The sequence below is a fragment of the Priestia sp. VA7 genome, from assembly GCF_055710015.1.
Map to the genome: position 1 here is coordinate 938,578 of NZ_JBVQPN010000001.1, position 15,851 is coordinate 954,428.

The 15,851-nt window shown below is 39.1% G+C and carries 15 protein-coding genes and 1 other annotated feature (1 of these 16 running past the window's edge); of the genes, 10 read left to right on the forward strand and 5 right to left on the reverse strand.

Annotation, left to right across the window (positions count from 1 at the left end; translation table 11 throughout):
* Nucleotides 1-43, reverse strand: a binding site (T-box leader); it reaches 189 nt to the left of the window's first position.
* Between the two features lie 246 nt (nucleotides 44-289).
* The 7 genes from AC0C45_RS04895 (at nucleotide 290) to AC0C45_RS04925 (ending at nucleotide 7,624) form a co-directional block, all read left to right on the forward strand.
* Nucleotides 290-1,165, forward strand: a complete 876-nt coding sequence (locus AC0C45_RS04895) for a DUF4405 domain-containing protein (RefSeq protein ID WP_257062532.1) — start codon at nucleotides 290-292, stop codon at nucleotides 1,163-1,165.
* A 108-nt stretch (nucleotides 1,166-1,273) separates the two neighbouring features.
* Nucleotides 1,274-1,459, forward strand: a complete 186-nt coding sequence (locus AC0C45_RS04900; protein WP_034649488.1) for a Fur-regulated basic protein FbpA — start codon at nucleotides 1,274-1,276, stop codon at nucleotides 1,457-1,459.
* A gap of 195 nt (nucleotides 1,460-1,654) precedes the next feature.
* The gene (locus AC0C45_RS04905; protein WP_034649493.1) at nucleotides 1,655-2,782 is read left to right on the forward strand and encodes an NADH-dependent flavin oxidoreductase; all 1,128 of its coding nucleotides are present in this window, start codon (nucleotides 1,655-1,657) and stop codon (nucleotides 2,780-2,782) included.
* Between the two features lie 151 nt (nucleotides 2,783-2,933).
* Nucleotides 2,934-3,833 carry a DMT family transporter gene (locus tag AC0C45_RS04910; protein ID WP_049166040.1) on the forward strand — a complete coding sequence of 300 codons (900 nt, stop codon included), beginning with the start codon at nucleotides 2,934-2,936 and terminating at the stop codon, nucleotides 3,831-3,833.
* Between the two features lie 52 nt (nucleotides 3,834-3,885).
* The gene (locus tag AC0C45_RS04915; RefSeq protein WP_257061391.1) at nucleotides 3,886-4,239 is read left to right on the forward strand and encodes a cupin domain-containing protein; all 354 of its coding nucleotides are present in this window, start codon (nucleotides 3,886-3,888) and stop codon (nucleotides 4,237-4,239) included.
* Nucleotides 4,240-4,645: 406 nt separating this feature from the next.
* On the forward strand, nucleotides 4,646-6,568 hold the full coding sequence (gene ltaS, locus AC0C45_RS04920; RefSeq protein ID WP_028415048.1) for a lipoteichoic acid synthase: 1,923 nt from the start codon (nucleotides 4,646-4,648) through the stop codon (nucleotides 6,566-6,568).
* Between the two features lie 87 nt (nucleotides 6,569-6,655).
* Nucleotides 6,656-7,624: an LCP family protein gene (locus tag AC0C45_RS04925; RefSeq protein WP_171776701.1), complete on the forward strand. Its 969-nt coding sequence runs from the start codon at nucleotides 6,656-6,658 to the stop codon at nucleotides 7,622-7,624.
* A gap of 37 nt (nucleotides 7,625-7,661) precedes the next feature.
* On the opposite strand, the gene AC0C45_RS04930 is transcribed toward AC0C45_RS04925, so the two are convergent.
* Complete coding sequence (locus AC0C45_RS04930; RefSeq protein WP_013058630.1) at nucleotides 7,662-8,243, reverse strand: YitT family protein; 582 nt, start codon at nucleotides 8,241-8,243, stop codon at nucleotides 7,662-7,664.
* Between the two features lie 200 nt (nucleotides 8,244-8,443).
* Between AC0C45_RS04930 and AC0C45_RS04935 the strand changes: the two genes are divergently transcribed.
* Nucleotides 8,444-8,941, forward strand: coding sequence for a GNAT family N-acetyltransferase (locus AC0C45_RS04935; protein ID WP_016765235.1), 498 nt, complete (start codon nucleotides 8,444-8,446; stop codon nucleotides 8,939-8,941).
* A 27-nt stretch (nucleotides 8,942-8,968) separates the two neighbouring features.
* Here AC0C45_RS04935 and AC0C45_RS04940 read toward each other — a convergent pair whose 3' ends face one another.
* Both AC0C45_RS04940 and AC0C45_RS04945 read right to left on the reverse strand, forming a co-directional pair.
* Nucleotides 8,969-9,682, reverse strand: a complete 714-nt coding sequence (locus tag AC0C45_RS04940; protein WP_013058628.1) for a YoaK family protein — start codon at nucleotides 9,680-9,682, stop codon at nucleotides 8,969-8,971.
* A 123-nt stretch (nucleotides 9,683-9,805) separates the two neighbouring features.
* The gene (locus AC0C45_RS04945) at nucleotides 9,806-11,848 is read right to left on the reverse strand and encodes a catalase (protein WP_047930687.1); all 2,043 of its coding nucleotides are present in this window, start codon (nucleotides 11,846-11,848) and stop codon (nucleotides 9,806-9,808) included.
* Nucleotides 11,849-12,020: 172 nt separating this feature from the next.
* Between AC0C45_RS04945 and AC0C45_RS04950 the strand changes: the two genes are divergently transcribed.
* Nucleotides 12,021-12,992 carry an NAD(P)H-dependent flavin oxidoreductase gene (locus AC0C45_RS04950; RefSeq protein WP_016765233.1) on the forward strand — a complete coding sequence of 324 codons (972 nt, stop codon included), beginning with the start codon at nucleotides 12,021-12,023 and terminating at the stop codon, nucleotides 12,990-12,992.
* A gap of 70 nt (nucleotides 12,993-13,062) precedes the next feature.
* Complete coding sequence (locus tag AC0C45_RS04955; RefSeq protein ID WP_016765232.1) at nucleotides 13,063-13,458, forward strand: hypothetical protein; 396 nt, start codon at nucleotides 13,063-13,065, stop codon at nucleotides 13,456-13,458.
* Nucleotides 13,459-13,485: 27 nt separating this feature from the next.
* On the opposite strand, the gene AC0C45_RS04960 is transcribed toward AC0C45_RS04955, so the two are convergent.
* Complete coding sequence (locus AC0C45_RS04960; RefSeq protein ID WP_128819920.1) at nucleotides 13,486-14,838, reverse strand: cation:dicarboxylate symporter family transporter; 1,353 nt, start codon at nucleotides 14,836-14,838, stop codon at nucleotides 13,486-13,488.
* Nucleotides 14,839-15,070: 232 nt separating this feature from the next.
* Complete coding sequence (locus tag AC0C45_RS04965; protein WP_025750122.1) at nucleotides 15,071-15,835, reverse strand: sulfite exporter TauE/SafE family protein; 765 nt, start codon at nucleotides 15,833-15,835, stop codon at nucleotides 15,071-15,073.
* Nucleotides 15,836-15,851: the final 16 nt, after the last annotated feature.

Genomic DNA, 15,851 nt, shown 5'->3' on the forward strand with positions numbered 1-15,851 from the left:
GACCGAATAATAAGCTTCTACTACTCCCAATCGCTGTGTTTTCGATTAAAAACTGAAAGTTCTTGATGAATAACCATTACTATACGTGCTTCTTTTTTCTTTGTCAACAGCTATTTTCTGAAAAATAAAATGATGGAACTTTGGTTTTTATAGAGCTCAAGACTGGTTATTTTGGTAAAAAAATCAGTCGTTTCACCTGATTTTCACCAAATCTGCTTACATTAAGAAATATGAAAAAGAGGTTATTTTGACAAATACATAGCTGAGGAGAATGAATAGAGTGAAAAAGATGATGTACGTCCGGTTTGGACTGGACCTTTTAATGGCCGTTACGTTTGTTTTGTTTTTTAACAAACAAGTATTGGGAGGGTTAACGTTTCATGAAATTGCGGGGTTGGCGATTGCCGTCGCCTTTTTTACCCACGTGCTGCTAAACTGGCAGTGGGTAAAGAAAGTTACGGTTAAATTATTTGACCGCAAGCTTCCGCGCAGAACAAAGTTTGGTTACTTTTTAAATATCATGCTGTTGATTACAATGTCATTTATTATGGTAAGCGGTATTTTTATTTCAAGAGTAGTATTTCCGAATATTAATGTTGGCAATGAACAATGGTTTAAGATTTCGCATATTTCGGTATCGTTTTTAGTGTTAATTTTAGTAGCCGCTCACATAGGTCTTCATTGGCAATGGGTTATAAATGTATGTAAAAATATGATGAAATTCAAAAAGTCAAAGAAAAGCTTGAGCATAGCAGCTAAGCTTGCAACCGTTGCACTGTTAGTCGTTGGCATATACGAAATAAATGAGACGGGTTTTCTTGGAAAGTTTGGAGGAATAGCGAAAGTACTGAATTTAAGTTCCTCAGATATACCGCAAAATGGCGGTGGGAAGCTGGATTTTGATCACCATTCATTTAGCGAGAACAAATCTTCTGCGACGGCATCTGCTGGTCACGGACGTCCGAACTTTGATCACGATGGCCGAGGTATGGAAAGAGAGATGAATGGAAAAGAAAGCGGCTTTGAAAGTCCGAATCCTTTTGTTGTAATCGGTACTTATTTTGCTATTATGTCGGTTTTTATTAGTGTTATTTATTATATTGGCAAAATATTATCAGAAGTAAAAAGACGTAAAAAAATGGCGGGTCCGACTGCAGAAATTTAAATAAAAATGCTTTCTATTTCACTGTTTTTTCATCGTGCAGAAGTAAAATCATTTGTGTAAAAGCAAACGCTTTGCAAAATTAATATGAGATAAACTTAGGTGGTGGAAATGGTGAAACAACACACACAGCCTGAAACGGAACATAAGAGAAATTGGTTTATTAATGCGCTATTGAATTTTGGTATTTATAAAAAAGGAAATCGGCACCTATACGAACTGACACTTCAAGAGTTAGAAGCTCAATATGTAAAAGTGAAAGCATTCATGTATAATCAGGGACCTCTTTCGCAATGATAAAAAAGCACTCAGTATATGAGTGCTTTTTTATATGAGAAAGTCTTATTCTTTGACAGGCAAAATTGTACATATTAAAATTACAGTATATTTTAAAGTTACAGTTTTAAATGACACATATTATAGGGAGGAAAAACAGTTTCTACCTATAATATGCCAATATTTTTGACCGTATCATTTTTGGAGGGAAACAAAATGACAAATAAAAAGTATGAGCCGCTTTTACAGCCATTTACTTTTTCAAATGGCATCAAATTAGATAACCGCGTTATTCTTGCGCCTATGACAAATTTTTCATCAAATGAAGATGGAACAGTATCAAATGCAGAAGTAGACTACTATGTACGACGTTCAAACGGTGTTAGCATGGTCATTACAGCATGTACATACGGAACGCCAAACGGCAAAGGATTTCACGGAGAGTTTGCTGCAGACAGCGATGAAATGATTCCTAGCCTGAGCCGCTTAGCAACAGCAATTAAAGATCAAGGGGCAAAAGCAGTTCTTCAAATTTTCCACGGAGGCCGCATGTGTCCGCCTGAGCTTGTTCCCAATGGAGAGGTTGTTAGCGCAAGCGCTGTTGCCGCAGAACAAGAAGGAGCACCGGTGCCTAGAGAGTTAACCAATGAAGAAATCGAAGGCATTATCCACGATTTTGGTGAGATGACGCGCCGCGCCATTGAAGCAGGATTTGACGGAGTTGAAATTCACGGAGCAAATAACTATTTAATTCAGCAGTTCTTTTCTCCGCATTCTAATCGCCGCGAAGATAAATGGGGTGGTAGCGTAGAAAAACGTTTAACATTCCCACTAGCGATCGTAGACGAAGTAAAGCAAGCTGTTTCTAAACATGCAAAAGAACCATTTTTAGTAGGCTATCGCTTCTCGCCGGAAGAGCCTGAGACGCCTGGAATTACAATGGCTGATACGCTGAGATTAGTTGATGCACTAGCAGAAAAAGACCTTGATTACCTTCACGTATCGCTAATGGAATTCTGGTCAAAACCTCGCCGAGGCGTGGAAGATACTCGTTCACGTATTGAGATTATTCAAGAGCGCGTAGGAAGCCGCGTACCTGTGATGGGCGTAGGTTTTATTCATACAGCAGACGAAGCAGCAGCAGCTCTTGAAACCGGCATTCCACTGCTTGCGATTGGCCGTGAATTAATTATGGATCCAGACTGGGTTCAAAAAGTCAAAGAAGGCCGCGAAAATGAAATTGTGACAACATTAAGCAAAAAAGATCAGGAAAAGCTTGTGATTCCTGACCCGCTGTGGCAAGCCATTATTAACACACCAGGCTGGTTCCCGGTTGAAGATTAAAAGAAAGACAGAAAAGCGCAGAGACGATGGGACTGACCCCGTGTCTTTGCGCTTTTTGCTTTTTCATGGAACAGCGCTTTTGAACCATTAATTTACAAATGGGCTTCTTTATGTTTGAATAGTAATAGTTTTCTGAAAGTGAGGTGAGAGAATGAAAGCAGGGCCAATGGTGAAAATGATGATTTCAATGAGTATTTTTGGTTCAATTGGCTTTTTCTCCACACAAACTGGACTGCCTTCTTTTGACTTAGTATTCGTTCGCTGTATTTGTGCAACACTTTTTCTCGGAATGTGCTGGTTCGTAACGGGTGAATATAAAAGGGAAAAATGGAATGCCAAAGAAATAAAGCAGATTTTACTGTGTGGGATATTTCTTGTGTTTAACTGGGTGTTTCTATTTAAAGCATTTGAAATGATGTCCGTTACGGTTGCTATTTCTATTTATCATCTTGCACCCGTTTTAGTATTGCTTCTGGGGAGCTTTATGTTTAAGGAGAAATTAACGGTTCTTGGCGTGATGTCTATCTTCATTTGTTTTGGAGGAACACTTCTAATTATTGGAGTGGAGCAACTTACGATTGACGGCTTCATGTCTTCAGGAATACTCTGGGCGCTTTTAGCCGCTTTGTTTTATGCATGCACGACGCTGCTTGGTAAAGGCATTATTCATACGAGTGCTTATGCTGTTACATTTCTTCAGACTTTTTTAGGAATTTTTCTATTATTGCCGTTTGTTCATTTTACTGATTTTCATTTCCTAACAACGGCCAACTGGACATCTATTTTAGTAACAGGCTTTGTACATACTGGTTTAGTGTATTATTTGTTTTTCGACAGCCTGCGCTATTTAAAAACTCAGGTGATTTCGGTTCTGGTGTTTTTAGATCCAGCCGTTGCCATTTTATTAGATACAGCATTCACGGGATTTCGCCCTACGCTTTTGCAGCTTGCAGGCATTGTTTTGATCTTTTTAGGAATGCTTTTTACTTTGAAGCCAAAACCTTCATCTGAAAAAAATATTTCCAATAGCAGGATTAAAAAGATCACATAGAATTTCTATTTCATCTGCAGGTCTTCATTTATTAGAAAAAGGGGAGCTAGTCATGAAAGTCAGCAAGCAAAACGCAGAACACTACGTGTGGGGAGGAAAATGCGATGGGTGGCACCTAGTGAAAAATAAAGACGTAAGTATTATTCATGAGCGCATGCCCCCTCATACGAAAGAGGTAAGACATTATCACACGAAAGCACAGCAATTTTTCTTTGTGTTAAAAGGAACAGCTGCTCTAGAAGTAGACGGAATTATTTATGATGTAAAAGCACATGAAGGAATAGAAGTGCTTCCGTCCATTCTTCATCAAATGATGAATCGTTCGAGTGAAGAGATTGAGTTTCTTGTTATTTCACAGCCTTTTGCACAAGGAGACCGCATAGCTGTTGATGAAGATAAAGACTAAGCATAGATAAGTCTATTTTTACTAATCCTAACAGTAAGCGAAGAATACCGTCCAGTACAATAGTACCTTTTCATTCAGTAAGTGAAATATTATGCCTAATAAAATAAAAATACTTTTATTGCAGAGCAGAAATGTGGTAAATTAATATGTATGCAATATAGGGAGAACAAAATTTACAAATTAACAATTGTGTAATATTAACATCATGATAAAAAATAAGAGATTACAAGTTAAAATGTAAATTTTGTAGATGACTAAAAAAAGAGATGAAGATGATATTGTTTGACAAATTGAATCATTTTCAGGTAATCTTTTGCAGGACGTAACCGTTACGATTTAATGTAGGGGACTTTCCTGAGGTTAGCTGAACATGAAATCTCTACTTTTTAGTGAAAGGAATTTGAAAATGAAAAAACTATTTTCAAAGCCGTTGTTTTACTTTTTTATAGCGGTTTTATTCATGTGGATCAAGTCTTACATGTCTTACAAAGTGGAGTTCAACTTAGATATAAGTGACTCAATGCAAAAAACGTTATTGTTTATTAATCCAATTAGTTCAACTTTGATCTTTTTAGGGTTAGCATTGTTTGCAAAAGGAAAAAGAGCCATCGTTTGGACGCTTATCCTTAGTACAATCATGACGGTCATTTTGTACAGCAATATTTTATATTATCGATTCTTCAATGACTTTGTGACATTGCCTACTTTAACGCAAACAAGCAATGTGGGTCATTTAGGAGGCAGTATCGCTGATTTAGTAAAAGCTCACGATATTTTTTACTTTGTAGATATCATTTTACTGATTGCGCTATTGTTTGTTAGAAAAATCGAATGGCCAAAAGCACGTCTTAAATTCCGCTATACGTTCATGGTGTTAGCGGCAGGAGCTGTCGCATTTGCAATTAACTTGCACTATGCTGAAAAAGATCGCCCTGAATTATTAACAAGAACATTTGATCGCAACTACCTAGTGAAATATTTAGGAGCATACAACTACACGGTGTATGATGCAGTTCAAACGTTTCAAAACTCAAAGCAACGAGCATTCGCAAGCAGTGATGACTTAACAACAGTGAAAAACTTCAGTACAAGTCACTATGCAGCTCCGAATATTGAGTATGCAGGTAAAGCAAAAGGAAAAAATATTATTAAAATTCATCTAGAATCATTTCAGTCATTCCTAATTAATTACAAGTTAAACGGACAAGAAGTAACGCCGTTTTTAAATTCATTAGCAAATGGAAATGAATTTATGTATTTTGATAACTTCTTCCATCAAACAGGACAAGGTAAAACAGCTGATGCAGAGCTTATGATGGATACGTCATTATATGGCTTGCCTCAAGGATCAGCATTTAGCTTAAAAGGCCGCAACACGTACCAAGCAGCACCAGCGATCTTAGATCAAGAGGGCGGCTATACAAGTGCTGTGTTACACGGAGATTATAAAACGTTCTGGAACCGTAATGAAATTTACAAACAGTTCGGTGTGGATAAATTCTTTGATGCAAGTTATTACAATATGACTGGTGATAACAAAGTAAACTATGGATTAAAAGATAAGCCATTCTTCAAAGAATCTATGCCAATGCTGCAGTCATTGAAGCAGCCGTTCTATGCGCATATGATTACATTAACAAACCATTTCCCATTCGTTCTTGATAAAGGTGATGCTAGTATTGAACCGGCGAACACAGGAGATGGAACGGTAGACCGTTATTTCCAAACGGCTCGTTATTTGGATGAATCACTGCAAGAATTCTTTACAGAGCTAAAAGCTTCAGGTTTATATGACAACTCAGTTATTATGATTTACGGTGACCACTACGGTATTTCTGAAAATCATAACAAAGCAATGGAAAAAGTTCTTGGCGAGAAAATCACGCCATATAAAAACGCTCAGCTTCAACGCGTACCGTTCTTCCTTCACGTACCAGGTGTAAAAGGTGGAGTGAACCATACGTACGGCGGTGAAATTGATGTAGTGCCTACGCTTCTTCACCTAGTGGGAATTGATAGTAAAGAGTATGTTCAATTCGGTACAGATTTATTATCAAAAGACCATGATCAGGTAGTAGCATTTAGAAACGGTGATTATGTTTCTCCGAAATACACGTCAATTGACGGCAAGTATTACGATACAAACACAGGAGAAAGAATCACAGCAACAGATGAAGCGAAAGCTTATAAAAAGAAAGTCGGAAGAGAGCTAGAACTTTCTGATAAAGTGTTATACGGTGATTTATTACGATTTAATAAATTAGATGACTTTAAACCGGTCGATCCATCAAAATACATGTATGGAAAAGACCAAGAAACAGAAAAATAATGTAAGCTTTCACACCATACAATCCAAACAAGCAAGTAGAGGAGCTTTTTAAAAGCTTAGCTACTTGCTTGTTTTATGAGAACTTCATTGAAAAAGAAAGCTGGTGACAGAAACGTGGAGCGAACAAGACGCAAAAGAAGAAGAAGAGTTCGATGGGGCAGAGTGTTCTTTGCCTTGTTGTTTCTTTTTATTATCGTTGGAGGCATATACAGCTATTTCCAATATAAGCAAGGGCTATCGATGGCAAGCGATGGTAAATTTGCGGATGACGGCACGACATTTGAACAGTTTCAAGGCAGTCTCCCAAATAACGGAGAAGTAAATATGCTGCTGTTAGGAAGTGACTCGCGCGGGGAAAAGCATTCTCGTACAGACTCTATTTTAATTGCTCACTACGATTCTAAAAGCAAACACCCGAAAATTATTTCGCTTATGAGGGATATGTACGTGGATATTCCAGGACACGGCAAGCAAAAGCTGAATGCTGCTTACGCGTTCGGAGGTCCTGAGCTGCTGCGTAAAACGATCAAACAAAATTTTGATATCGATATTAACTATTATGCAGTTGTGGACTTCGAAGGGTTTTCAAAAATTGTAGATACGATTGCACCTGATGGCATTGAAGTAACCGTGCCTCACGACATGTCTTCGGGAATTGGTATGACGCTTCACAAAGGTACTCAAGTTTTACACGGTGAACAACTGCTTGGCTACGTACGTTTTCGTCATGATAACATGAGTGATTTTGGACGCGTTCAGCGCCAGCAAGAAGTCGTTTTAAAGCTTAAAGATGAAGTAGCAAGCCTAAACAGCGTGTTTAAAATACCGAAGCTTCTCGGCGTAATGGATCCTTACATCGATACAAATTTAGATACAAAAAGCATGATGCTTCTGGCTAAAGATGTGGTAACAGGAAACATGAAAGATGTTCAAAGCCTGCGACTGCCGTTAGACGGATCATTTGAAAACAAAACGTATAGCGGTGTTGGTATGGTGCTTGATATTGATTTAGATAAAAATAAAGAAGCGCTGCAAGAATTCTTAAATGACAAATAAAGAAAAGCCTCGAGACGCATGTCTCGAGGCTTTTTCCTTATACATAGACGATGATGCGTTTGAATGACGTAATTAAACTGGTCACTATACCAGAGCATACAACAATGAATAATGAATAAATAGCTGTATCGTTTTGAAGCAGTAAAATACCTGAAATAATAATAGATGCGTCAATCACTAAAATGATGATGCCGGGGTTTAAAGATAACCATTTCGCAAGTATCAGAGAAAATAAGTCGACCCCGCCTTGACTTGCGTGCTGCCGGAGCATGATGCCGGTTCCGATTCCGTTAAAAACACCTCCAAGGCAAGCGCTTAAGATAATGGGAAGGTGAAAAATCCCGTGAAGCGGAAACAGCAAATCAATCATAACGGCTGAGAGAACCATGCCATAGATAGCATTTAAAAAATAAGAGCGGTTAAAACCCAAGGCGAGAAGGTAAATCGGCAAGTTTAAGCAAAAAATCATCACACCTACTTTATAGCCAAGTAAATAATTAATGATTAAGCTAATTCCGGTAATGCCTCCTGTTACAAGCTGAAGCGGAAGAATAAAAACGTTAATCCCAATACTAACAAACACACTGCCAATTCCAATTGCAATCAATTTTTTATACATGCTGTCTCATCCTTGTCTATGAATCTCTTTATATGTATATGAAGACAAGCAGAGTTTCAGCACAAAGACCGCTTTAGAAACCATAATGAACGGATTAAATATATGCAAAGGAAGCTGTTTTAAGATGCAAATGTGTTGCATAAACATGGTTCACCATAGACAATAAGAATTAACGAAGAAGGTAAATGGAGGAGAAAAAATTGATCGTTCGAAAAGCTAGAGAAGAAGAAACATCATCTATTGAAACAGTGACGCTTGCTGCTTATGAGCAATATGCAGCTGTAAAATCAGAAGCACACTGGAAAAGATATCGAAAGGGAATTTTACATACCCTGAGTGAAGAAAAGAAATTTGAGTGCATTGTAGCTGAAATCAATGGAGAAATGGCAGGAAGCGTTTTGTTTTATCCCCCAAATACGGATGTATACGGAGGATTGTTAAAGCCATTTCCATGGGCTGAAATTCGTCTGCTGGCAGTTGCTCCGTCGCATCGCCGAAAAGGAGTCGCCAACGCGCTTCTTGAAGCGTGTGAAAAAGAATCTCGGGAGCTAGGGTGTTCTTATTTAGGTTTACATACAGATCATTCAATGGAACATGCCATTAAGCTGTACACTAAAAGAGGTTACGTTCGCTTTCCTGATAACGATTTTTATCCGGTAAAAGATTTGCACGTTATGGCATTTAGAAAATCAGTTTAATAAAAAAAGCCTTTGAAATCAATGATTTCAAAGGCTTTTTTGAGATTCTGAATTTAAAATGACAAAAGCGAGAAAAAGAATAGCAGAAGCTAACCAAACTGCTTTTGTCCCCAGGGTGAAAGTAGAAATAGAACCTAACAATGCCCCGCTCAAAAAAGAGAGGATAATGGCGGTAAAACGAAGGCACTGATAAGCAGCATTTTCATCGCGTTTGAATATAGCATAGTATGCTGCTTGAGAAGCAGTACGAAGGTTTCCGGTTGTCATGGTTGTATTATATGACCATTTTATCAAAGTTCTAAATGAAGAAACTTGAAGAGCAGCAACAAATGAAATTGTTACTGTAACCAACATATTAGGAACACTAGACGGTAAAAAACCAACGATAATGAGTACGACAATTTCTAAAAGCAATACGATACGAGAAGTATCAGGGAGTACAGATACAAATCGCGGCTGCTTAAATGTTTCGGTTACAGCAACGCCTAGGATAAAGGCTACAATAGGTGGAATATGAAGAAAAGCTTCTGTCCATTGACCTTGCGCTGCCTTTACACCTAATAAGACGATATTTCCACTTTGTGCATTTGCGAATACTCCGTTTCTGCTTATATACGTATAAGCATCAAGAAAACCTCCCACAATAGCTAACAAAATTCCAAGGATAACTGAATTTGCCGTTGCAGCTTTTTTGAATCGTTTCGTTAATTGTAAAAAGTAAGATGATTTGTTTGTGAGCATGTCTTCTTTCTGCCTCCTGAAAATCTAAGGTGCATTATCTAGTATAAGCAAAAGAGAAGCTTTTCTTCAATTACTGTGATTTCATATAAAAAAGATAGGGTAGGTCCCTATCTTTTTTATAATTTATATAACGTGACGATTCCAGTGGCGGTGAGCTGAAATAGCTTCAATAAATTCATCTGTAAAGCGTGTAGTTTCTCCAGTTACGACACCGGGACTACTATCTAAACCAGCAGCTTTTAGCCACTTAACACCTTCATCCGTCGCGCCAATTGGTTTAAAATGCTCGAATGCTTCTTGAGCAAATGTCAGTGCTTCTTTACGAAACTTCTCATCAGCCGACGCGCTTCCGACAACATAAACCGCATCGAATAAAACAGAATCACTTGTTAAGAACGTGTGCTGTACTTCAAGTTCTGATCCGTCTGTTCCTTTCACGTTTTGGAGGGTTGTGCTTACAATTTCAGGCTGAATGCCCTGTTGTTTTAAACTATTTAACACTTGTGGTAGGTCACCGCTAAAGTCATTAGCTACAATGACAGCTACTTTACGCGTATTCGGCTTTTTAATCGTCTGTTCCTGACTAAGAGCCGGAGATGACTTGGTCACTGGCGCGTCTTCTCCTGATGGAGGCGTTGCACCAATCGCTTGTGCTACTTGTTTAGCTAGCACTGTACTGACGTTGGCAAACATATCAACGACCTGCTGCTGAACAGACTTGCTTTTCACTTTTCCAAGCTCAAAGCTGAAAGCACTGATAATATGCTCTTTTTCAGTGTCGCTCATGCTATTCCAAAATAGCGTTGCCTGTGAAAAGTGGTCTTTAAAACTTTCGCTTCGGCTTCGGACTTTTCTTCCTTCCACTTTTTCTTGATAGTGAGCATAACCGCCCCCTGACTCTGGTACAGGAGCCGGGGTATTGGCTGCAAGAGAGTTTCTGTGATAGCTGACAGGCCCTTTGTTAATCGTTTGACGTCCGTAACCGTCTCGTTGATTGTTATGAAACGGGCATACTGGACGGTTGATTGGAAGTTCGTGAAAATTCGGACCGCCAAGACGAATAAGCTGGGTATCCGTGTATGAAAACAATCTTCCTTGTAAGAGAGGATCATTGGAAAAATCAATTCCCGGTACCACATGTCCCGGATGGAATGCGACTTGTTCCGTTTCGGCAAATACGTTGTCTACATTTCGATTTAAGGTCATTTTTCCAACCAATTTGACGGGAATGTCTTCTTCAGGCCAAAGCTTAGTTGGATCGAGAATGTCAAAGTCGAATTTAAATTCATCTTCCTCATCTATGATTTGAATACCTAGCTCATATTCAGGATAGTCTCCGTTTTCAATCGATTCCCATAAATCGCGGCGATGAAAATCTGGGTCTTTCCCAGAAATTGTTTGAGCCTCGTCCCAAACAAGGGAATGCGTTCCGAGCACAGGCTTCCAGTGAAATTTGACAAAATGAGCTTTTCCTTCTGCATTAACTAAGCGGAAAGTATGTACGCCGAAGCCTTCCATCATACGCAAACTGCGTGGAATTGCACGGTCTGACATTGACCACATGACCATGTGAGCAGACTCTTGGTTATTAGCGACAAAATCCCAAAACGTATCGTGTGCTGAAGCTGCCTGCGGCATTTCGTTGTGTGGCTCAGGCTTAACAGCGTGAATTAAATCCGGAAATTTAATCGCATCTTGGATAAAGAACACGGGAATGTTATTTCCAACTAAGTCATAGTTTCCTTCTTCTGTATAAAATTTTGTTGCAAAACCACGGGCGTCGCGCACCGTTTCAGCTGAACCTTTAGAACCTGCTACAGTAGAAAAACGGACAAATACAGGTGTTTTTACAGACGGATTCTGTAAAAATTTAGCTTTTGTATATTCACTTAGAGAGTCATACAGTTCAAATTCTCCGTGAGCAGCGAAGCCTCGTGCATGAACGATGCGTTCAGGAATGCGCTCGTGGTCAAAATGCGTCATTTTTTCACGGAAATGAAAGTCTTCCATAAGGGTTGGACCACGTTCACCTGCTTTTAAAGAAAATTCATCTTCGGAAAGCTTTAACCCTTGATTGGTTGTGAGCGCTTGGTTTCGATCATCTGTTTTAAACTGCTCGAGCTGTTCTTGCTTGCTTTTTTCATTTACAGGGTGCTTTTTTGTCATACATGTTTTCCTCCTTGATCTTTAGTTAATAATCATTACAAAATGTGTACCCTATCAAAAGTTGAAGCAAACAGAAATGTTGGAATTTTTTCGTAGGAAATCCGTTATTTTCTTGTTATGATTATGAATAAGTATTCATAAATAAGAAAATAAAAGGAGAGGGGATACATAGATGAAAACACGGGTAACAGATTTATTAGGAATTCAATATCCAATTGTACAAGGAGGTCTGGCTTATTTAGCGTACGCAGAACTTGCTGCTGCTGTCTCAAATGCAGGCGGGCTTGGACAAATCACAGCTATGACGCTCCGAACACCTGAGAAATTACGAGCTGAAATTAAGAAAGTACGTTCTTTAACTGAGCGTCCTTTTGGCGTTAATTTTGCTGTTGGAGGTCAAACAGAAGGTTCTTATAAAGACCTTCTCGACGTAGCTGTAGAAGAAGGCGTGCCGGTTGTTTCCATAACAGGAGCAAATCCCGCACCTATTTTTGAGAGATTAAAAGGAACGGGAATTAAAACGCTCGTGCTTGTAGCCAACGTGCGTCAAGCTCAAAAAGCTGAGAAGCTAGGAGCAGATGCTGTCATGGCAGTGGGGCAAGAAGCAGGAGGACATATCGGACGTGAGGATCTGGGCACAATGGTATTAATTCCTCGAGTAGCTGCGGCTGTGTCAATTCCGGTTTTGGCAAGCGGAGGGATTGGAAACGGACAAGGATTATTGGCGGCGTTATCATTAGGCGCTGAAGGGATAGAAATGGGAACACGTTTTATCGCGACAAAAGAATGTGTAGATGCCCATGATGCGTATAAACAAGCTATTGTAGAAGCAAAAGAAACCGATACTGTAGTTATTAAACGTTCGTTCGGGGCACCTGGACGCGTATTGAAGTCTCACTACACTCTTGACATTATTGAGCGTGAGCAGCAAGGAGAGAGGTACGAAGAGTTAAAAGACGTCATTAGCGGAGTGGCAAACTGCCGGTATATTTATGAAAATAAAATCGATGAAGGCTATGGATGGGCAGGTCAAGTCGTTGGACTGATTGATAGTATTCCAACGGTGCAAGAGCTTTTTGACAGTATGATAGAAGAAGCAGAAGCTGGTTCTAAACGACTGCTGAGTATCGTAGAAAAGAAGTAGAGATACAAGCCGTCATACTGCAGCAATTATTCGCATATTTATAATCTATATCTCTAAATGAGGTGAGAGAATGAAAAGGATGCGAGCATTTGCTATTATGACGTTTTTAGTAGTAGGTTCAGGGTATGCAGTTTTTACTAAAAAAGAAGAAGTTTCCAAGACTCAGCAAGCACAAGTGTACGAAGAAGCAAAGCCTGTTATTAAACAAATGGACAAACTGGATATTTGGCATAAAATCAGCAGCGGTTTAACTGAAGCGGGCTATGAATCAAGGGGCGTGAATTCTTCCCTTTACTCAAAAGACAGAGTAGAGCTGGATGTGTATATGGAGCCTTCCGTTTCATCAGATGCCAAAACGCAAGAAACGATTAAACAAATGGTATATAAAATACTTGAAGAAAATAAGTTTCAGCAAAAGGCCTTTCATGTAACAATTAAATTCCTGCCCGAAAAACAAGCAAAATAGACTTGTCTCGGACAGGAAATTTTTTTATTAAAATGCTTTTTCATTGGCGGCTGGAATACTCTCTGGGAGAGAAATTGCAGCATTTTTGGGCTGATACGCAATTTTTCCGTCCAGCACATCATTTGCTTTTTGTAGATCTAGTAAATTTTCCCATCGTGCGATAATAAAAGCAGCTACCGCATAACCAATAATATTAACTGTAGTCCGGTAATTCCCCATAAAGCGATCAGGAGCGAGCATCAGAGCAACGGCTGCTACTGGAATGGAGCCGGTTGCTGCTGCGGTAGCAGAGAGAGCAACAAAAGCTGATCCTGGAATACCAGCCATTCCTTTAGACGTAAGAAGAAGAACACCAAGCATTAAAAGCTGATCAGTGAGGCTCAAATCCACGCCCGTTGCTTGTGCTAAAAAGACTAGGGCAAGAGACAAGTAGATGGAAGCACCGTCTAGATTAAATGAATAGCCCGTAGGTACAACAAGGCCAACGACTGCTTTGTTGCATCCTGCTTGTTCGAATTTATCCATGAGCTGCGGCATAACGGCTTCAGTGGAACCTGTAGCAAATGCCAGCATAATTTCTTCTCGTATATATAGAATGACTTTCCACAAACTTAATTTTAAATAGATTCGCAAAATAACAGCTAAAACAAGAACAAATGCTAGACAAGCAATTGTCATAGCGATAAATAGCTTTCCGAATGCAGCAAGTGTTCCAAGACCGTACTGACTAACTGCAAATGCCATGGCACTAAAGGTGGCAAGAGCCGTTAATTTCATAATGTATCCCATAATTTTAAACAACACATCATTTACTTTTTCCAATACATTTAAAAGGGTCTCTGCTGTTTTTCCACCTATATGGACAAGCGCGATGCCAAACAAACAAGAAATTAAAAGCACTTGAAGCATGGAGTTGCTTGAAAAAGCACCAACTGCACTGTCTGGAATCATATTAAGAAAAAAATCACCTTCACTCGGAAGTTCGGAGCCGTTTGTCTTCGCGTCCACTTCGCTTGTGTTTAAGCTTGAAGGATCAACATTCATACCGGTGCCGGGGTTCATTACGTTTGCTACTAATAGACCGATAAATAGAGCGAATGTTGTGACAATTTCGAAATAAAGAATGGTTTTTCCGCCGATACGCCCAACTGTTTTAATGTTTCCAACCTTGGCAATTCCAACAACGACTACTCCAAAAATAAGAGGAGCAATCAGCATTTTGATAAGCTTAATAAAACCGTCTCCAATCGGTTTCACAGCATTTCCAAAGCTTGGCCATAGATATCCTACGGCTATGCCAAGTACAATTGCCATCATAATTTGAAAGAAAAGACCTTTATAAAAAGGTTTTTGCTTACTTTTTGCCGCTGTTTGTGTCATGTGTTCTCCCTTCGTCGTACAATTTTTTGGATATCACAACAGATGTTATGTTTTTTTACATTTTAACGTAAGGTTGTTTGAGGTGTCATTGGTCTCTTTGACTAAAATTCAATAAAAATATTAGTTGAAGTGTATAACAAGGGAAGTGAGTGGTTTAAAACATTATTATTTTTAATACAAATCTTTAAAAAAACTAATAAAAAGCACATGCAAAGGCATGTGCTTTTATTTGTTAAATTAATTTAATTCCGCTAATTAGAATGATGGTTGCCATGATGGCTTGAAGCGGTCTTGAAGGCACTTTCGTTGATAAACGGCTTCCGATTAACACACCTGGAATAGATCCAGTTAATAGGTTAGCAGTCAACATGTAATCCACGCTTCCAAAGCTTGCATTTAAAATACCAGCCACCGTAACGAGAAGAAACGCATGTGCAATATCCGTTCCAACCAGCTCAGATGTTTTTAGCTTAAATAAGTACAGCATCGCAATCGCAAATAATGAGCCCGAACCAATCGATGTTAGTCCGACAATGAATCCAAAGACTACGCCAATTCCGATTGTTAATCCTTTTTTCTGATTTAAGTCCATTTCCTGAAACCGATTTGGGCGAATTAATTTATCAAAAAAGACGCGAAAGATAATTGAAATGGCAACCAGCGTCATGACATATCCAAGAGCGTGCTTAATAATCGTTTCTTGATGCTCGTGAAAAGATGGAAATGCATGAAGTGTGACAATAGCCAGCACAGCGCTCGGAATACTTCCAAAGGCTAAATATTTTGCTAATTTAAAGTTAATGGTTCGCTGTTTGTAGTGCTGAGCGACTCCGAATAATTTTGTGATAGAATTGTAGACAAGATCTGTTCCTACAGCAATGGAAGGGTTGATGCCGAGTACAATCAGTAAAGGTGTTAATAAAGCGGCACCTCCAACCCCCGTTAAGCCTACAAGGGTTCCAACGAATAATCCCATTAGGGTAATTGATAGTTCCATATTTCGTCCTCCTACT